Source organism: Arthrobacter sp. SRS-W-1-2016, from assembly GCF_002009585.1.
Classification (GTDB): domain Bacteria; phylum Actinomycetota; class Actinomycetes; order Actinomycetales; family Micrococcaceae; genus Arthrobacter; species Arthrobacter bambusae_A.
The window spans coordinates 62,684-80,435 of sequence record NZ_MTPV01000044.1; the positions used below are offsets into that span (position 1 = coordinate 62,684).

Here is a 17,752-nt window from a genome sequence, read left to right on the forward strand (position 1 = left end):
CAGCTCCAAGCTTTCATTCTTTACCCCGCAGGAACGAACAAGGAGGCAGTAGATGGCAGGCGAAACCACTATTACGGTCATCGGTAATCTCACCAATGACCCCGAACTGCGGTTCACACCGTCAGGCTCGGCGGTAGCGAACTTCACCATCGCTTCTACTCCCCGGACCTTCGACCGCCAGTCCAACGAGTGGAAGGACGGGGAAACCCTGTTCCTCCGCGCTTCGGTCTGGCGCGAAGCAGCCGAAAACGTCGCCGAATCCCTCACCAAGGGCATGCGCGTGATCGTTTCGGGCCGCCTGAAGAGCCGTTCCTACGAAACCAAGGAAGGCGAGAAGCGCACCGTTATCGAGCTCGAAGTCGATGAAATCGGCCCGAGCCTGCGTTACGCCAACGCCAAGGTCAACCGCACCCAGCGCTCCGGCGGTCAGGGTGGCCAGGGCGGCTTCGGCGGCGGCAACAACAGCGGCGGCTTCGGAGGTGGCGGCGCTGGTGCAAACCAGGGCGGCAACTCCGGCGGAACATGGGGCGGCGGCCAATCCGCACCGCAGGAAGACCCCTGGGCTACCCCGGGTGTCAGCAATGCGGGTGGATGGGGCAATGGCCCGGATTCCGAACCTCCCTTCTAAACACTCATAAAAGCTCGACGCCGGAACCCGCCGACGTGCCGCGAGGCACTCGGGTGGCGACCGCCGTCGAGCACCACCATCCCGTGGATCCATTCCACGGGCTCCATAGAAAAGGAGCTCCACGATGGCTAAGGCTGAACTCCGTAAGCCCAAACCAAAGTCCAACCCCTTGAAGGCCGCTGACATAACCGTCATCGACTACAAGGACGTAGCATTGCTGCGCAAGTTCATCTCCGACCGCGGAAAGATCCGCGCCCGTCGCGTCACTGGCGTCACGGTGCAGGAACAGCGCAAAATCGCCCAGGCAATCAAGAACGCCCGCGAAGTTGCTCTGCTGCCTTACTCCGGCGCTGGCCGCGGCTAAGGAAGGGATTAACTAACATGGCAAAGCTCATTCTGACCCACGAAGTAACCGGTCTCGGTGCTGCTGGCGATGTTGTCGAGGTCAAGGACGGTTACGCACGTAACTTCCTGCTGCCCCGCGGCTTCGCTCTGACCTGGACCAAGGGTGGCGAGAAGCAGGTTGAGTCCATCAAGGCTGCCCGCGCTGCTCGTGCCCACGCTTCGGTTGAAGCTGCACAGGCCCAGGCCTCTGCGCTTTCTTCCAAGAAGGTCAAGCTCGTAGTGAAGGCCGGCGAGTCCGGTCGTCTCTTCGGCACCGTCAAGCCGGCTGATGTCGCTGCCGCAGTTGAGGCCTCTGGCCTCGGCTCCATCGACAAGCGCAACGTTGAACTGCCGAACCACATCAAGTCCCTTGGTTCGTACCAGGCCAACGTCCGCCTGCACGAGGATGTTTCCGCTGTCATCGACCTCGAGGTCGTTGCAGGGAAGTAGTCTCTGACATAGCTCGAAGGACCCCCGTCCCCGGTTTCCGGAGGCGGGGGTCCTTTGCTTTGCTCCCGGGTAAGCGGTGGTAGCCTGCAGCGGTGAACCTTGAAACCATGCGCACCAGGCCCTTCTCGCAAGTGGATGTCTTCACGGACGTGCCGTACCTCGGCAATCCGCTTGCCGTCGTCGTCGACGCTGAGGGGCTCAGCGCCGGGCAGATGCAGCACTTTGCCAACTGGACCAATCTGTCCGAGACCACCTTCCTGCTTCCGCCGAGCGACCCCATGGCCGATTACCGCGTCCGGATCTTCACCGGCAGCGAGGAATTTCCTTTCGCGGGACATCCGACGCTCGGCTCGGCGCACGCTTGGCTCGCGGCCGGCGGAGTGCCGAAACAGGACGGGATGCTCGTCCAGGAATGTGGCGCAGGATTGGTCAAGGTAAAGCTCGACGGCGGCCGGCTCGCCTTCGCGGCGCCGCCGCTGACCCGCTCCGGGCCCGTGGGCGAGGCAATCATGGAACAGTTGGCCGCCGGACTCCGCCTGCCCCAAGCGGCGCTCTTGGATGTCTCCTGGCTGGTCAACGGCCCGCAATGGATCGGTGTGCTGCTCGAATCGGCTGAGCAGGTCCTGGGCCTTGAGCCTGACCTTGCGGCGTTGGGGGATCTGAAGGTCGGCGTGATCGGTCCCCATGAAGCGGGTGCCGGCGTCGATTTCGAAGTCCGGACGTTCATTCCCGGAGACGCCATGGTGGAGGACCCGGTCACGGGAAGCTTCAACGCCGGGGCTGCCCAGTGGCTGATCGGCAGCGGCCGGGCACCGGAGCAATACCTCGCCGCGCAGGGGACGGCGCTGGGCCGGGCGGGACGCATCCACGTCAAAGCGGAAGACGGCGACATCTGGGTGGGTGGAAGCTCGGTCATGTGCATCCAGGGGACCGTCCCTCTGTAGCAGGGGAATAAAAGGGGATGGGCCACGGTTTGGGAGTATAGATGCAAACGCATGTACTCTGGTTTGAAGCCATCGAACCGCCCAGCAACAGGAGATCGCCATGGAGACCCGCCGCATAACCGTCCTTTCCGCCGGACTTGGCGTACCGTCGTCGAGCAGGCTTCTTGCAGACCAGCTCGCCGCGTCCGCCAAGCGCCAGCTAGGGGATGCCGGGTACGAGGTGCGGGTGGATGTCATCGAACTCCGGGACCTGGCGGTGGATATCGCCAACAACTTCGTCACCGGCTATGCCGCACCGCGCCTCGCGGAGGTGATCGCCGGCGTCGAGGATTCCGATGGCATCATCGCCGTCACGCCCGTCTTCAGCGCGTCTTACAGCGGGCTGTTCAAGTCCTTCATCGACGTTCTGGACCCGAAGTCCCTGGACGGTAAAGCGGTCCTTCTCGGCGCCACGGGCGGCACCGATCGGCACCAGATGGTGCTCGACTACGCCATGCGGCCGCTCTTCACCTACCTCCGCACCCGGATCACGCAGACGTCGGTTTTCGCAGGACCCCAGGACTGGGGAAACGCCGACGACGGCGCGTCGCCGCTGTCGGTCCGCGTGGACCGGGCGGCGGGCGAGCTGGCCCGGCTCCTGAGCGGCGAACAGCCGCACCGCAAGGCGGACGCGATGGAATCCCTGCCTTTTGAGCAGCTGCTCGCCGGGATCACCGCGGGACGATAGCCGAGCCTGGCCTGCGCGCGCTCCTGGCGCTAGTCGTCCAGCAGCTCGATGAACTCCCGGGCCTGCTTCATGCTGATGTCGGAATGCTTGGTGAGGGCCAAGGCTGCCGCTTCGACGTCGCCGCTCTTGGCCAGGGTACGGATCCGTCCGTAGATCTCGTCGTTGAGCATGTTGCTGCTCACTTCGCGTGTCACGTCGCCCTTGCTGACGATTGCCCGGTAACGGTACGGGAAGTGCTCTGGTTCGTCGTCGTCAGGCATGAGGTCCTGCGGGGCCGGTTCGGGCTTGCGGAAAGGCTGTGGGTGCGCCGCAAGGGCGCCGACGGCGTCCCGTGAGGCGCGCAGGCCTTCTCCGGTGGCGCTGAGGTACAGCTTGATGGCCGCCATGGCCTGACCTTGGGCGATCAGGGAGTACAACTGCCGGTGTTGATCTTCCGTGAGCTTCGCAGCGGCCTCGCGGGCCAGTTCGACAGGGTCCACGGCCGCTTTGTCCGTGGCGGCAATGCCGCGGAGTTCCGCGGAGCGGCGGGAGAGGACGCGGCTGATCAGGAGCACCCCGACGACGACGGCCGCCAGGATCAAGACCGGAACAAGTAGGGATGACATGCGCTAAAGCCGATCTATATAGTTCTTGGCGGTCAACAAGTCCGAGTGGGTTTGCTGGCGCAGGAGCTTGATGGCCTGAATCTTCTGCCCGCTGCGGACCATGCCCTGCAACTGCAGGGCGAACTGTGGGTTCAACTGCCCGTTGGGCAGGATGGGGGTGTTGTAGCCTGCCTGGCCGGCCCCCGGGCCTGCCCCGGCTTGCGCCCTTAGTGCCGCCCGCGACTGGCTGTCCTGCTGGGACTGTTGCTGCGCGTTCTGGCTCGGCCTGGTGGACGCATCGATGCGGGCGCGTGCCGCCGTTGCGGCCTGCACTTGGGCGGCCTGATGGGCTGCCGAGCGGACAGCCAGCTCCCGTTGATAGCGCTCAGCGTCGGACAACCCGGAGTTACGTGGTTTGAATGCCGCCGTCAGGGCCCAAATCACAGCCACAAGGATGACAACAGGCGTTGCGACCAGCAGTACATCCCCCACAGTGAAACCCATACCTAGAGCTTATGTCAGAACGCAGTTATCCACAGCACATTCCTGCTTTGGCATAGCTTCTGAGAGCCGTCTGTCAAATTCCGGAAGGCGTTGTGGGGAGTATCACATTTCTGGCATATTTATGGCCCTCCGGGCCGTTGGGTACGGGGCCGGGCGTGGATTGCGCATATAGGCCTGTGGATGATCCGCTGAAGAAAATACTTTTGTTCCACATGCAACGAAGAACGTTTTCCCAGCTCAGAGGCTATTTGCGGCAAAAAGAATTTCTCTTTCCACAGGGTCATGCACAGACTGTGCACAAGTAGGGGTACGTATTCCACACTTTATCCACAGGCCCGGCTTGGTGCCCCGGAAAAGCAGGGCTAACGTGGCTGAGTACCTGCTTTAGGTACTTGGAAAACCCCTGTTTCTCATGGACGGCGCGTTGGTGCTGTCGGTAAGCAGTGCACCCGCGGACCCGTCTGTGGATAAGTTGTGGAAATCTCGGGAAACCAAAATTGTCGGTGCCTTGAGGGACAGTTTGGACCAGCCGGCATCAACGGCGCGGTCGGAGCAACCCATACCGGGGCATTGGCCTACCGCACCGCCGGAAACAGTTATCTGCCGCGGTACAAATGGAGGACGGCTTTGTCAGTTACGCACTTGGATTCGATCGAGGGCGGCCGGACATCGGACGCCAGCCGCAAACCTCCCCAGGACATTCCCGCTGAACAATCGGTTCTCGGCGGCATGATGCTGTCCAAGGACGCCATCGCCGACGTCGTGGAGATTGTCCGCGGCCATGACTTCTACCGCCCGGCCCACGAAACGATCTACGAGTCCATCATCGATCTCTACGGCCGCGGCGAACCCGCCGACGCCGTCACAGTGTCCGATGAGCTGACCAAACGCGGCGAGATCAACAGGATCGGCGGCCCCGCCTACCTGCACGAGCTCATCCAGACCGTGCCTACGGCGGCCAACGCTGGCTACTACGCAGAAATCGTGGCTGAGCGCGCTGTCCTGCGCAGGCTCGTCAACGCCGGCACCAAGATCGTCCAGATGGGCTACGGCCAGGACGGAGAGGTGGAAGACCTCGTCAACCAGGCCCAGGCCGAGATCTACGCCGTGGCTGAACGCCGTACTGCGGAAGACTACGTGGCGCTCAAGGACGTCATGGAATCCACCGTTGACGAGATCGAGGCATCCGGCCACCGCGGAGAAGGCATGACGGGCGTCCCCACCGGGTTCTACGAACTCGATGAGCTCACGCACGGCCTGCACCCGGGCCAGATGATTGTCATCGCCGCGCGCCCCGCCGTCGGTAAGTCCACGTTCGCGCTTGACTTCGCCCGTTCCGCTGCGATCAAGAACAACCTCGCCACCGTGATGTTCTCCCTGGAAATGGGACGCAACGAAATCGCGATGCGCCTGCTGTCCGCGGAAGCCACCATTGGCCTCCAGGACCTGCGCAAGGGCACCATCAAGGACGAACAGTGGTCCAAGATCGCCACCACCATGGGACGCATGAACGACGCCCCGCTGTTCATCGATGACAGCCCCAATATGTCCCTCATGGAAATCAGGGCCAAGTGCCGCCGCCTGAAGCAACAGCACGACCTCAAGCTGGTGATCCTCGACTACCTCCAGCTCATGAGCTCCGGCAAGAAGGTGGAATCCCGCCAGCAGGAAGTCTCCGAATTCTCGCGTGCCCTCAAGCTGTTGGCCAAGGAGCTCCAGGTTCCGGTCATCGCGCTCTCGCAGCTCAACCGTGGATCCGAACAGCGCCAGGACAAGCGGCCCATGGTCTCGGACCTGCGTGAATCGGGCTCCATCGAGCAGGACGCCGACATGGTCATCCTGCTACACCGCGAAGACGTCTACGACAAAGAGTCTCCCCGTGCCGGCGAGGCCGACATCCTCATCGCCAAGCACCGTAACGGTCCCACCAAGGACATCGTGGTTGCGTTCCAGGGGCATTATTCCCGCTTCGCCAACATGGCGGGCGAGACGGGCGGAGGCGGCGGGTTCTAGGCTGCCTACCCGCCGTTAAGCAAATGATCGGGCATCCGGTTTCCGGGAGCCCGTCCCCGGATCTCCAGCAGTTCGCGGGCGTGGGCGTGAAGGCGGCGATCCTCGTCGGTTTCCGGTTCCCAGGGCGGGATCGGAACGGACGTGCCGGTCTCGTCCCGGGCCACCATGACCGTGAGGCAGTAGGTGGTCAAGTTCATCTCTCGGCTCTTCGGGTTTCCGGAGCGCACGTGCACGGCAATATGCATGCCTTTGTGGCCCGTGTAGACGAGCCTTGCTTCGACTTCCACCACGTCGCCGATCAGCAGTGGGCGGTAGAAACGCACGCCCCCGGAGAAAACGGCCACCGTGTCCTTGCCGCAATAGCGGGAAGCACAGACGTAGGCGGCCTCATCGATCCACTTCATGACGATGCCGCCGTGGACCTTCCCGCCCCAGTTCACGTCGGTGGGGGCTGCCATGAAGCGAAGAACGACGCGCTCGGCCGTGCCGGCGTCGGTATATTCCTGGGCGTTCATGGCTTCGACGATCTTTTCCCGCACGGCGATCCGCGCGAGGGCATTGTTGCGCTGCTCGATTTCCACCGGCGTCGAAGGCTCGAACTGGGGGACCGGGACCGGGCGGCCGTCGGGACCGACCGCAACGAAGATCACCAGGCACTGGCTGCGCATCGTGGCCGGGCCGCCCTTGGGGTCGCCGGAGGACACGATGGTCCGGATGTGCATGGATGAGCGGCCCGTGTAGACGATGGTCGCTTCGACCTCGACCATGTCTCCGCTGTTCACAGGGTCGGCGAAATGGATGTTTCCCACATAGGCCGTGACGCAATATGACTTCGCCCAGCCAACAGCTGCCGCGTACGCGGCCTTGTCCACCCACTCTAGGACCGTGCCGGCGTCGACGGATCCGCTGTGACCGACGTCGGTGGGGGAGGCAAGGAACCGCAGCGTGACGGAGTGGGAGGGGAGCTCGCTCATGACGTGAGTGTATCGACGGCGTGGATGCCGGCGCGCACTGTGACGGGCCGGCGACGCCCAGAAGGACCCGCGACGCGCAAGCCGATCAGTGTCACGCAAACCGGCTGCCGACGCCCGGATTCGGGAGTCGGCAGCCCGTTTCGGCCTCGCCAGCGCGGTTGGGTGTCGCTAGCGCGGCAGCGCATGGGCTGTCAGGCGAGGACCCCCGCCTTGGAGCCCTTCCGGCCGAAGACGGCGGCGTCGACGGAGATCCGTCCCGCGCCGGTCAGGGCCACGGCCGCCGTTGCTGCGGCGAGAGCCAGGACGAGTTCGTACCCGCCTTTGTCGGCAAACAGGCCGGCCGGAGCGTGGACCAGGAACAGGGCGCCGAGCATGTCCACTGCAAGGAGGGCGGCGAAGACGCGAGTCAGCACGCCCGCGATGAGGGCAATCCCTCCGACGAGTTCGATGGTTGCCACGATCGGGGCCACGACGTCGGCGGCGGGTACGCCCATCTTGCCGAAGGCAGCCTGCGTGCCGGCGATGGTGAACTCCGTGAATTTCTGCCAGCCATGCGCAGCGAAGATGAAGCCGACGATGACGCGCAGGATGGTAAGGGCTGTGTTGGTCAGGGTGGACTGGTTCATGTGTTTGCACCGTTTTCGGGTAGCGGTTGGCTGTCGCGAAGCTCCCAAGGCCAAAGCCTGATTTGTTGAAGCTTCAACTCAAGCCTTTCGAACTTTGCTTGAAGTGTCAAACAAGCGCGACGCGGCGCGGCCTCCTCCCCGGTCCTGTCAGACGCTACTGGCCCTTCCGCTTTGCTTCCAGCCAGGGCTTCAGGAGCCGGGTAGTGACGGGCAGGAAAATGTAGACCATCAGCGGCGTCAGGATGCAGATGTTCAACAGAACCTGCAGGACCAGCGGCCAGGCCAGGACGAGGGGGTGCAGAAGGAAATTTGCCAGCAGGCTCAGCGGAAAGAACGGCAGGAAGATGCTGACGGCCTGCTTCCATCGCGGCGGCACCACCGTCTCCGGGACGACGAGGTTCACGTCGCCGGGTTGCGAGAACCATCCTTCGATGCCGGAACGGCGCTCGACCCGCGTGACCTCCATGAGTTCGGTGGCGCTTTCGATCCACCATCGGCGCTCTTCGGATTCCTCCCAGGCCTGCAGGGTTTCAGCATCGGCGAAGCGGTAGAGCATGTGCCATTCATCCGAATCGGCCGCCGTCCGCACCCATCCTGAACCCAGGTAGCCGGGCCATTCGCGGGCAAGTTCCTGACCCGCGTGGGCCCACGCGTTGGCTTGCCGGGTATATCCGGGGGTAATGGTGCGGGCGACGGAAACGGTGATGGGATGCTCGAGCGACACCCCATCAAGCTACATGCTGGCGCCCCGCTAGGCTGGGAAAGTGCCCCAAACAGTGACCCGTCCCACCCCGCCCTCCACGGCCCGCGAGATCCTGCGCCTTGCTGTCCCGGCCTTCGGGGCGCTCATCGCCGAACCCCTCTTCCTCTTGGCCGACTCCGCCATTGTGGGTCACCTTGGAGTGCCTCAACTCGCCGGCGTCGGGCTGGCCTCCACCCTGCTGTACACGGCGGTCGGACTTATGGTCTTTCTGGCATATTCAACGACTCCAGCGGTGGCGCGGGCAATCGGGGACGGAAAACTCGCCAAGGCACTGGCCGCAGGCCGCGACGGCGCTTGGCTGGCCTTGCTGCTGGGTGCAGTTCTGGCGGTGGCGGGCTTCCTCGCGGCTGAGCCGCTGGTGGGGCTGCTTGGAGCCAGTGGTGAGGTGCGGACATACGCGGTGGACTATTTGCGCTGGTCCATGCCGGGACTCGTCGCCATGCTCCTGATCTTCGCCGGCACCGGAGTGCTCCGCGGACTGCAGGACACCCGCACCCCCTTGGTCGTCGCGACAGTGGGCTTCGCCGCGAATATTGGCCTGAACTGGATCCTCGTCTACGGGCTGCACTTGTCAGTGGCTGGGTCGGCCATCGGAACCAGCATCGCGCAATGGGCCATGGCTGCCGTCTATTTGGTGATGGTGGGCCGGAATGCCCGGCGTCACGGCGTTTCGCTGCGCCCTGATTGGCGCGGAATCCGCACGATGACCACCGTGGGTTCATGGCTCATGCTCCGCACACTCAGCCTGCGCCTGGCAATCTTGGCCACGGTCCTGGTGGTCACCTCCCAAGGGTCGGTCAACCTCGCCGCGCACCAGCTCGCCATGACAATCTTCTCCTTCCTTGCCTTCGCCCTGGATGCCTTGGCTATTGCTGCGCAGGCCCTTATCGGCAAGGAACTTGGTGCCTCCCGCCCGGCGAGGGCGCGCGAACTCACCCGCACCATGATCCGCTGGGGTGTGGGCTTCGGCGTCGTGACCGGTGGGCTCCTCGCGGTGGCTGCGCCGTGGGCGGGATTCCTCTTCACCTCCGACGCCGGCGTCCAGTCCGCGCTCACCGCGGCGCTGTGGGTGCTCGCCGTCGGGCAGCCCCTCGCTGGTTACGTCTTCGTTCTGGACGGCGTCCTGATCGGTGCGGGCGATGCCCGCTACTTGGCGATTGCCGGCGTCGTGAACCTCGCGGTCTATCTGCCGCTCTTGGCGACAGTCCACGCGACAAGGCCCGACGGCGCCGCGGGGCTCGTGTGGCTTTGGGTGGCGTTCGCGCTGGGCTACATGGCGGCCCGCGGGGTCACCTTGGGACTGCGGTCACGGTCTGACAAATGGATGGTCCTCGGTTCGCACTAAACTGGACTGGTGACTCTCCCCACCTCTTCAGCGACTTCATCCACGCCCATGGCAACCGGACTCTGGCAGCCCGTACTTCTCCGCGCCGGTGTTGCGCTGGTGTTTGGAGCCGTGACTGTCTTCTGGGGCTCGCCGTCCGTTCACGTTCTGGCCTGGGCTACCGGGCTCTATCTGCTCGCAACCGGGGGCGCGGCATTCCTGGCCGCGAGCATTCCGGCAGCCGGGGCCGTCGTCGTTGGCCTTGCAGGGGTAGGTGCCTTGATGACGCAGTCCGACACGGGCGTTGGCGTTTCAGCGCTCGTAGGGTTGCTGGTGCTCGGGGCGTTCGAACTGGTCAAGGGATTCCGGCGGCGCGGACGCCACGTGCTCGCCCGCGACTGGATCATTTCCGGTGTGGTGGGCATCGGTACAGCCGTGGCCTTGCCGTTCTTCATCAGCTTGGGAGCCCACGCGCTTCTCGGCGTCGCCGGCGGCGGCGCCATCATCTCGGGAGTCTTGTGGGTGCTGTCCGGGTTGAGCCTGCGGCACGATGGGCAAACCCCCTCCGCCGAGGCCGTAAACTAGTAGTCGTACGTTCTACCCTGCGTAGAACTCTCAAGGCGCGTATGGCGCCAGCACCCACATTGGAGGAATGACCTTGGCTGACCAGAAACCAGGAGAGCCGCGCAAGATGCGGACCTCGGTTAAGGGACCGCTGATGTTCTCCGCGTTCTGGGGTGTCTTGGTCTTTTTCGCCGTGCTGATCTTCGCCTCCGGCGGCAGTGCCCGCACTCCCCGCTTTGACCTCGCCTTTACCGGTGGCGGCATCGCCTTCATTGTGAGCCTCGTCCTCGCCGCCATGCTTTCCATGAGCTACAAGGAAAACGCCGAGCACCTCGGCAAGGGCTCGGGCGTCAACCTAAGTTCCAGGAAGCCGGGCCAGAGTCACGGTTCCGCTGCCCCCCATGCGGGCAGCGAAACGGAAACCCCCGACGCCAACTAGGCCGTCTTACTCCCCTCACTCCGTCCCCGATGCCTTTCGGGCCCGGTAGGCGGCCACGTGCGTCCGGTTGGCGCAGTTGCCGGTATCGCAATAGAGCTTGGATCGGTTGCGGCTCAAGTCCAACACGACGGCGTCGCAATCGTCTGCCGCGCACACCCGCAGGCGGTCCATTTCCTTGCTGCGGATGACGTCCACGAGCGCCATGGCGGCTTCGGTGCCCATGCGCTCCGCGAGGGGCGCCTCGGGGGTAGTGGCGTGCAAATGCCAATCCCAATGATCGTGCTTGACCAATTGGGGGAGGGCCCGCGCATCGATGAGGAGCTGGTTGACGGTCTCCACGGCCGCGTCTTCATCGGCCGTCCACAAGGAAGCCAGCTGGCTCCGGAGTCGCTTCACGCTGGCTAATTCGGCCTCGTTTCCTTCCCTGGCGCCAGTGAATTCTTCCGCGTCGAGGAAGGCATGGAGCTCGGCGACACCCGGGAGGGATTCGGTGCCGTTGGCAGCCGTGTTGATCAAATTGACCACACTTCGAAGCGCCACTTCAGTGTCAGGTGCAAAAAGCACTTTGACTCCTTACATCTCTCGGAGGTAGTGTCAGTAGCGTAACCCATTTTACTCCTGACAGGGGGCTGCTGTGTCAGCTGCAACAAACCGGGCTGGTGCTGCGGGCTTCATGGCGTCGGGCCTGGGGCTCGCGCTCTTTTCTTCAGCGGTCTTCGGCTTGTCAGGCTCGTTCGCCAAGTCCCTCCTGGAAACGGGGTGGACCCCCGGTGCGGCAGTTGCTATCCGATTGAGCGGCGCTTCGCTCATCTTGGTGATCCCGGCCGTCGTCGCCCTCCGGGGCCGTTGGCACCAACTCAAGGACAACTGGCTCACTATCCTGTTGTTCGGCGTCATCGGTGTTGCGGGGTGCCAGCTTTTCTACTTCAACGCGGTGTCCAGGCTGTCCGTGGGCGTCGCCCTCCTGCTCGAATACCTCGCGCCAACCATGATCGTCCTGTGGCTGTGGGCCGCGAGCCGACGCCGACCCCGGGCCCTCACGGCCATTGGAACGCTGCTGTCCCTCGGCGGACTCGTCCTGGTGCTTGATCTCACCGGCTCCGTGAAGGTGGACTTCGTCGGCGTCTTGTGGGGCATGGCCGCGGCCGTCTGCCTGGTCATCTATTTCTTCATCACGGCCAAGCAGAACGACACATTGCCGCCCATTGTCCTGGCTTCCGGCGGTCTCATGGCCGGTTCAATCCTCATTTGGATTGCCGGCGCAACCGGTCTGGTGTCCATGAATTTCGCTACCGCGGACACGCAGCTCGGGCCGTGGACCACGCCATGGTGGGTCTCGATCGCCGGCCTTGTCATCCTGTCCACCGTGCTGTCCTACGTCACGGGGATCATGGCAGCCCGGAGCCTCGGTTCCAAAGTGGCATCGTTCGTCTCGCTCACCGAAGTGCTGTTCGCCGTGGTGTGGGCCTGGCTTTTGCTGGCCGAATTGCCGGGAGCCATCCAGCTCGTGGGCGGGGCGCTCATCGTGTGCGGAGTGGTGTTGGTGCGAATCGACGAGCTACGTGCGGACAAGCGCGATGCCGTGGAGTCCGGTACATTCCACGCGGCCCTGGAGCTTGACCACGCGAACGACGTCGAGCCGGTTCCATCCGAGCGGGTCCTCTAAAACCGAGCCTTGAGGGAGGGCCAGGGCCTAGCATGTTGGTATGTGCCGGAATATCCACACCCTCCACAATTTCGAGCCACGAGCCACCTCAGCGGAGGTGGAAGCTGCAGCACTGCAATACGTGCGAAAGATCAGCGGCACGACGAAGCCGTCGAAGGCCAACGAGGAGGCCTTCGCCGAGGCCGTCCATGAGATTGCGCATATCACCCAGCATTTGCTCGATTCCCTCGTGACCCACGCGCCCGCTCGCAACCGCGACGAAGAGGCGGCCAAAGTCAGGGCCCGCGCGGCTGTTCGTTTCGGAACGGCCTGACTTCCCCCAACTGGCTGGGCCAGCTTCCCCCAACTGGCTGGCAGTTGTTGCCGTTTTGACGCCGCATAACGACAACAACTGCGAGCTAGTTGGGTGGGCCGTGAGTTGGGTGGGCAGGGGCTACTTTGCGAACGAGCGCAACCGTAGCGAATTAGCGACCACCAGGACCGAGCTCGCGGCCATGGCCGCACCGGCGATCATCGGGTTGAGCAAGCCAAGGGCAGCCACAGGGATGCCTATGGCGTTGTAAAAGAACGCCCAGAACAGGTTCGTCTTGATGGTGGTGAGCGTCTTCCGGGACAGCTCGATGGCTTGGACCAGCTGCCCGAGGTCGCTGCCCATCACGGTCAGATCCGAAGCCTCGATGGCGACGTCCGTGCCCGACCCCATCGCGATGCCCAGGTCGGCCTGTGCCAGGGCTGCGGCGTCGTTGACCCCGTCCCCCGCCATGGCCACAGTGGACCCCTGGGACTGAAGCTTCCGGACCGCGTCCACTTTGCCCTCCGGCAGGACCCCCGCGAACACGTCTTCCGGGGCGATCCCGACGGCGGTGGCCACTTGGGCGGCGACGGCGGCGTTGTCTCCGGTCAGCAGCAGAGGACGGATCCCGAGTTCTTTGAGCTTCGCTATGGCCGCTGCCGAACCGGGTTTGACGGTGTCCCTGAGGGTCACGATCCCAGCGGGCTTTCCGTCCACAGCCACCCAGATGGCGGTAGCGCCACCGGCTTCCTCAGTTGCCAGCGCCTCGCGCTGTGCGTCGTCAGGGAAAATTCCGTTGAGTTCCAGCCAGCCGGTCCTGCCTGCCACGACCGTTCGTTCGGCGCCCTTTCCGGCTCCGTTCAGCGCGACCATTCCCCGGACTCCGCCGCCCGGGGCGGAACTGAAGTCCTTCACAGCGGGGAGCGGACCGGCGTCGGGCATTGCGGACTTGGCGGCAGCAGCAATGGCGTGGGCGATGGGGTGCTCCGACGCTGCCTCGACGGCGCCGGCAAGAGACAGGACGTCGGCGGGGGAGTGGCCGTTCAAGGCCAAGGTGTGTCCAACGGCCAGCCTGCCGCTCGTGACGGTACCGGTCTTGTCCAACAGAATGGCATCCACCGTGCGTGTATCTTCAAGCACCTGGGGCCCCTTGATCAGGATGCCGAGTTGCGCACCCCGGCCGGTCCCGGTCAGGAGCCCAACCGGCGTCGCGAGCCCAAGCGCGCACGGGCAGGCGATCACGAGCACCGCCACAGCAGCGGTGAACGAGGCATTGAGGTCCCCGCTCAGGACGAGCCAGACTGCGAAAGTAACCACGGCGATGACCAATACGACCGGCACGAAGACGGCGCTGATGCGATCGGCGAGCCGTGCGATCGGAGCCTTGCCCGTCTGCGCCTGGCTGACCAACCGCCCCATCTGGGCGAGCGTCGTGTCGGAACCGACGCGGGTTGCCCGGACCAGCAGACGGCCCGAAGCATTGATGGTGGCGCCCGTGACCTGGCTTCCCGGGCCGACCTCCACGGGCACCGATTCACCGGTGACCAATGAGGCATCCACGGCCGACGAACCGCTCGTCACCAAGCCGTCCGTGGCGATCTTCTCTCCGGGGCGGACCACGAAGATGTCCCCTGCTACGAGTTGCTCGGCCGGGATCTTGTGCTCGACGCCGTCGCGCAGCACCGTTGCGTCCTTGGCTCCCAGGTTCAGCAGCGCCTTGAGGGCATCGCCTGCCTTCGCTTTGGCATTGGCCTCGAGAAAGCGGCCCAGAAGCAGGAACGTGGTGACCACGGCCGCAACTTCGAAGTACAGTCCGCCGCCCATGCCTCCCGTGGACTCCATGCCGGGGTGTTCAGTCATCATGGGGTTCGCGAAGAGCTGCCACGCAGAGTAGAGGTACGCGGCAAGGACACCAATGGAGACGAGCGTGTCCATTGTCGAGGCGAAATGGCGTGCGTTGATGGCGGCGGCGCGGTGGAAGGGCCAAGCCGCCCACGTCACCACGGGAAGGGCCAGCAACGCGGCGACCCAACCCCAGTGCGGGAACTGCAAAGCTGGAATCATCGAGATGGCGAAGACCGGAACCGTCAATATGGCCGCGGCGATCAGCCGGGGACGCAATTTCGACGCTGCGGGTCCGTGGTGCATGTGGTCTTCGTGGGTGCCCGCATCGTGGTCGCCTTGCGCGGCGGCACCGGCGCCATGCTCTGCGTGCTCGCTCGTGCCTCGCTTAGACGCATGCCGCCGCATACCACCGGCACCGTCGCTTTGGTCATGTTCCGTTGCGCCGTCGCCACCCGCACTGCCTGCTGCGCTGGACGGACTTGGGTGCGATTCGCGGATTCTGGCTTTGTAGCCCGTTGCGTTGACGGTGTCCACGATTTGTTGGTCCGTGACGTTGTCCGGGACTGTGACGTGGGCTGATTCGAGGGGGAGATTGACTGAAGCTTCCACGCCGTCGAGCTTGCCCAGCTTCCGCTCCACGCGGGCCACGCAGGATGCGCATGTCATCCCCTCGATGTCGAGCTCGATGATTCGCATCCCCGTTTGGTGGAGGATATCGTGATTGCTCACATTGGCCCCTAGGCCTCGTTGGCGACTACCAGGTAGCCGGCTTCCGCGACAGCTTCGCCGATTTCCGACGGCGATAGTTCCTGGGTGGAGGTGATGGTGACGGTGGAGATTCCGCCGGCATTCAGGTCGATCTCGACATTCTCCACACCCGCCAAGGACTCGATTTCCTCGCTGACGGCTGAAACGCAGTGCCCGCAGGTCATGCCGGAAACGCTGACGTTCGTCTGGATGGTGGCGGTGTGGCCCATGGAGTGCTCCTTGGTCGTGATTTGAATTGTGTGGTGAGTGCTTGAGGGGTTAACGCAGCAGGCGCCCGATGGCATCGGCTGCTTCCTTGACCTTGATGTCGATTTGCTCGGCGCGCACGACGGGATCCGACTCGGAGGCAGCTCCGACAACGCAATGCCCGATGTGTTCCTCCACGAGCCCAAGGCTCACGGCATGCAATGCCTTAGTGACTGCAGCGACTTGGGTGAGGATGTCGATGCAGTATTTGTCCTCTTCCACCATGCGCGCAATGCCGCGCACCTGGCCCTCGATCCGCTTAAGGCGTCGCAGGTATGCGTCCTTGTTGGGAGAGTAGCCGTGCTGGCCATTGTTCAAGTCAACCGGGTTGTTCAGGTCCACCGGATTCACATCGATCGTGCTCATGGTGCAAAGCTATACCCCCTAGGGGTATAAATCAAGTACCCCCTGGGGGTATAGACGGGAACCGACCGCCGCTACCCCCAGCTCGCCCAGTCCTCCGGGCTGAGCGAGGGGCGACCGATCAGATAGCCCTGGGCGGCGGTCATTCCGAGTTCGGTTACCGCGGCCAGCTCTGCCTCGGTTTCGATTCCTTCCGCCACCAAGGCAGCTCCGATTTCGGAGGAAAACCCGACCATCGCAGCGCCCAGGGCCCGCTGTGCCGGATCTGTGTCGATGCCGGCGATGATATCGCGATCGAGCTTAATGAGGTCTGGTTTGAGCTGCAGGATGTGGCGCATCGAAGCGAAGCCGGCACCGGCGTCGTCGACGGCGATTCTCAGGCCCGCGCGCCGCAACGGTGCCAGTGCGTCCGCGAGCGGTCCGTAGTTGCCGACCTCATGGCGTTCCGTGACCTCCAGCACGATGCGCCGGGGAGGGATGGCCGACTCCACAATCGCAGCTGCCAAACGTGGGTCAAGGCATGCGCGCGGCGAGAGATTTGCCGCGACGTACAGTCCTGGCGGGAGCGACGCGCCGGTAGTGAGTGCGGTCCGGAGCGCGAGGATTTCGAGCTCGACGTCCAGGCCGACCGAAGCAGCTTCAATGAACCGCACCTCCGGGGACAACTCCTGGTATCCACTGAACCTTGTCAGGGATTCGACTCCAACGACTTTGCGCGTTTCCAGGCACAGGATCGGCTGGAATGCTGTGATGACTGAACCGTCAGTCAGCAATTCCTGGATGCGGGCGGTGACTTCTGCACGCATGCGTGCTGTCTCTGGATTCAAGACACGGCAGGTGCCCTCGAAACCGCGATCCCGGCCCTCCCTGTCGCGCACTGGCCTTCCGGCAACGTCAACCAAGACGCGGCTGCCGTCCCGGTGCCGGCACACGGTGACTACCCGAGACCACGAGGAGTCACCGCTTTCCCTGGCTTTCCAGTCCAGCCGCGCGTCCGCCAGATCCCCGGGGTCGATGATGCGTGTGATGTTCCTTCCCAGCAGTTCGGAAGGCTCGTATCCCGTGATGTCCTTGCACGCCGGGCTGCAGAATGTAAATCGCCCATCGGGCCCGGTGGCCCACAGCCAGTCCTGGCTCGTATGCAGCACCGTGTCCATCAAACGCGATGTTTGGAACGCTTGGCTGCGCTCCCGCTGCTGCTGCCGCATGAGACGCCACGCCGCCAACACCACCAGCGGCACAATCAACAGCGCTAGAAGGGCTGGGAATCCGGTTGATCCGTCCAGGCTGAGCCACGGTGGAAGCCCGAAAGCCAACGGCAGGCGGATAGACAAGGCGACCGCAGCTTCGATGAATACGACAACCAGAAGCCACCATCCGGTTGAGGCGGATGCCGGCCCGGTTGCTTGGCGTCCCTTGCGGGAAGACGCCCTCTTGAGCCTGGGAACGCGCATGAAGGGCATCACCCAATAGTGCCACCATGCCGCGGAATTCGCCGTAATCGGCAGCGGGTCGATCCAGAGGCGCACAACCCCGACGACGGCGCGTGGCGCCCCCCGACGACGGCTCCCGGGTTATAGGACAAAACGTGTGTATGGGATGGGGTTGCTTCCCAGTGTTGGCGGGCGAATTCCGGGATAGCTAAGCT

At 64.0% G+C, this 17,752-nt stretch carries 21 protein-coding genes; 11 read left to right on the forward strand and 10 right to left on the reverse strand.

Annotation, left to right across the window (positions count from 1 at the left end; genetic code table 11):
* Positions 1 to 52 precede the first annotated feature (52 nt).
* The 5 genes from BMF89_RS10880 to BMF89_RS10900 all read left to right on the forward strand — a co-directional run bounded on the left by BMF89_RS10880 (position 53) and on the right by BMF89_RS10900 (position 3,133).
* Positions 53 to 628, forward strand: a complete 576-nt coding sequence (locus BMF89_RS10880) for a single-stranded DNA-binding protein (protein WP_078107100.1) — start codon at positions 53 to 55, stop codon at positions 626 to 628.
* A 124-nt stretch (positions 629 to 752) separates the two neighbouring features.
* Positions 753 to 992, forward strand: coding sequence for a 30S ribosomal protein S18 (rpsR, locus tag BMF89_RS10885; protein ID WP_003800144.1), 240 nt, complete (start codon positions 753 to 755; stop codon positions 990 to 992).
* Positions 993 to 1,009: 17 nt separating this feature from the next.
* On the forward strand, positions 1,010 to 1,462 hold the full coding sequence (gene rplI / locus BMF89_RS10890) for a 50S ribosomal protein L9 (RefSeq protein ID WP_078107101.1): 453 nt from the start codon (positions 1,010 to 1,012) through the stop codon (positions 1,460 to 1,462).
* A 107-nt stretch (positions 1,463 to 1,569) separates the two neighbouring features.
* Entirely contained in the window at positions 1,570 to 2,406 is an 837-nt protein-coding gene (locus tag BMF89_RS10895; protein WP_078107102.1) for a PhzF family phenazine biosynthesis protein, read from the forward strand.
* A 100-nt stretch (positions 2,407 to 2,506) separates the two neighbouring features.
* Positions 2,507 to 3,133, forward strand: coding sequence for an FMN reductase (locus BMF89_RS10900; protein WP_078107103.1), 627 nt, complete (start codon positions 2,507 to 2,509; stop codon positions 3,131 to 3,133).
* 29 nt (positions 3,134 to 3,162) lie between these two features.
* On the opposite strand, the gene BMF89_RS10905 is transcribed toward BMF89_RS10900, so the two are convergent.
* Complete coding sequence (locus tag BMF89_RS10905; RefSeq protein WP_078107104.1) at positions 3,163 to 3,738, reverse strand: hypothetical protein; 576 nt, start codon at positions 3,736 to 3,738, stop codon at positions 3,163 to 3,165.
* A gap of 3 nt (positions 3,739 to 3,741) precedes the next feature.
* Positions 3,742 to 4,221: a hypothetical protein gene (locus BMF89_RS10910; protein WP_078107105.1), complete on the reverse strand. Its 480-nt coding sequence runs from the start codon at positions 4,219 to 4,221 to the stop codon at positions 3,742 to 3,744.
* A gap of 627 nt (positions 4,222 to 4,848) precedes the next feature.
* Between BMF89_RS10910 and dnaB the strand changes: the two genes are divergently transcribed.
* Positions 4,849 to 6,234, forward strand: coding sequence for a replicative DNA helicase (dnaB, locus tag BMF89_RS10915; RefSeq protein ID WP_078107106.1), 1,386 nt, complete (start codon positions 4,849 to 4,851; stop codon positions 6,232 to 6,234).
* A gap of 5 nt (positions 6,235 to 6,239) precedes the next feature.
* On the opposite strand, the gene BMF89_RS10920 is transcribed toward dnaB, so the two are convergent.
* The 3 genes from BMF89_RS10920 to BMF89_RS10930 form a co-directional block, all read right to left on the reverse strand.
* Positions 6,240 to 7,208: an acyl-CoA thioesterase gene (locus BMF89_RS10920; protein WP_078107107.1), complete on the reverse strand. Its 969-nt coding sequence runs from the start codon at positions 7,206 to 7,208 to the stop codon at positions 6,240 to 6,242.
* Positions 7,209 to 7,399: 191 nt separating this feature from the next.
* Positions 7,400 to 7,834 (reverse strand): DoxX family protein, encoded by a 435-nt coding sequence (locus tag BMF89_RS10925; protein ID WP_078107108.1) that lies wholly within the window; start codon positions 7,832 to 7,834, stop codon positions 7,400 to 7,402.
* 154 nt (positions 7,835 to 7,988) lie between these two features.
* Positions 7,989 to 8,558, reverse strand: a complete 570-nt coding sequence (locus BMF89_RS10930; RefSeq protein ID WP_078107109.1) for an antibiotic biosynthesis monooxygenase — start codon at positions 8,556 to 8,558, stop codon at positions 7,989 to 7,991.
* Positions 8,559 to 8,598: 40 nt separating this feature from the next.
* On the opposite strand from BMF89_RS10930, the gene BMF89_RS10935 reads away from it, so the two are divergent.
* The 3 genes from BMF89_RS10935 (at position 8,599) to BMF89_RS10945 (ending at position 10,924) form a co-directional block, all read left to right on the forward strand.
* A complete protein-coding gene (locus BMF89_RS10935) occupies positions 8,599 to 9,942 on the forward strand; it encodes an MATE family efflux transporter (protein ID WP_078107110.1) in 1,344 nt (447 codons plus the stop codon).
* Positions 9,943 to 9,990: 48 nt separating this feature from the next.
* Entirely contained in the window at positions 9,991 to 10,506 is a 516-nt protein-coding gene (locus tag BMF89_RS10940) for a hypothetical protein (protein ID WP_078107127.1), read from the forward strand.
* 67 nt (positions 10,507 to 10,573) lie between these two features.
* Entirely contained in the window at positions 10,574 to 10,924 is a 351-nt protein-coding gene (locus tag BMF89_RS10945; RefSeq protein WP_078107111.1) for a hypothetical protein, read from the forward strand.
* 15 nt (positions 10,925 to 10,939) lie between these two features.
* Here the strand turns inward: BMF89_RS10945 and BMF89_RS10950 are convergent, their stop codons facing one another.
* On the reverse strand, positions 10,940 to 11,488 hold the full coding sequence (locus tag BMF89_RS10950) for a CGNR zinc finger domain-containing protein (RefSeq protein WP_078107112.1): 549 nt from the start codon (positions 11,486 to 11,488) through the stop codon (positions 10,940 to 10,942).
* Positions 11,489 to 11,558: 70 nt separating this feature from the next.
* Here BMF89_RS10950 and BMF89_RS10955 point away from each other — a divergent pair, with 70 nt between their 5' ends.
* Both BMF89_RS10955 and BMF89_RS10960 read left to right on the forward strand, forming a co-directional pair.
* Positions 11,559 to 12,590, forward strand: a complete 1,032-nt coding sequence (locus BMF89_RS10955) for an EamA family transporter (RefSeq protein WP_078107113.1) — start codon at positions 11,559 to 11,561, stop codon at positions 12,588 to 12,590.
* Positions 12,591 to 12,630: 40 nt separating this feature from the next.
* A complete protein-coding gene (locus BMF89_RS10960; RefSeq protein WP_078107114.1) occupies positions 12,631 to 12,903 on the forward strand; it encodes a DUF2277 domain-containing protein in 273 nt (90 codons plus the stop codon).
* Positions 12,904 to 13,023: 120 nt separating this feature from the next.
* On the opposite strand, the gene BMF89_RS10965 is transcribed toward BMF89_RS10960, so the two are convergent.
* The 4 genes from BMF89_RS10965 to BMF89_RS10980 form a co-directional block, all read right to left on the reverse strand.
* Positions 13,024 to 15,456, reverse strand: a complete 2,433-nt coding sequence (locus BMF89_RS10965; RefSeq protein WP_078107115.1) for a heavy metal translocating P-type ATPase — start codon at positions 15,454 to 15,456, stop codon at positions 13,024 to 13,026.
* Between the two features lie 8 nt (positions 15,457 to 15,464).
* Entirely contained in the window at positions 15,465 to 15,704 is a 240-nt protein-coding gene (locus tag BMF89_RS10970; RefSeq protein WP_059388821.1) for a heavy-metal-associated domain-containing protein, read from the reverse strand.
* A 49-nt stretch (positions 15,705 to 15,753) separates the two neighbouring features.
* Positions 15,754 to 16,107 carry a metal-sensitive transcriptional regulator gene (locus BMF89_RS10975; protein ID WP_078107116.1) on the reverse strand — a complete coding sequence of 118 codons (354 nt, stop codon included), beginning with the start codon at positions 16,105 to 16,107 and terminating at the stop codon, positions 15,754 to 15,756.
* Positions 16,108 to 16,178: 71 nt separating this feature from the next.
* Positions 16,179 to 17,567, reverse strand: coding sequence for an EAL domain-containing protein (locus tag BMF89_RS10980; RefSeq protein WP_078107117.1), 1,389 nt, complete (start codon positions 17,565 to 17,567; stop codon positions 16,179 to 16,181).
* Positions 17,568 to 17,752: the final 185 nt, after the last annotated feature.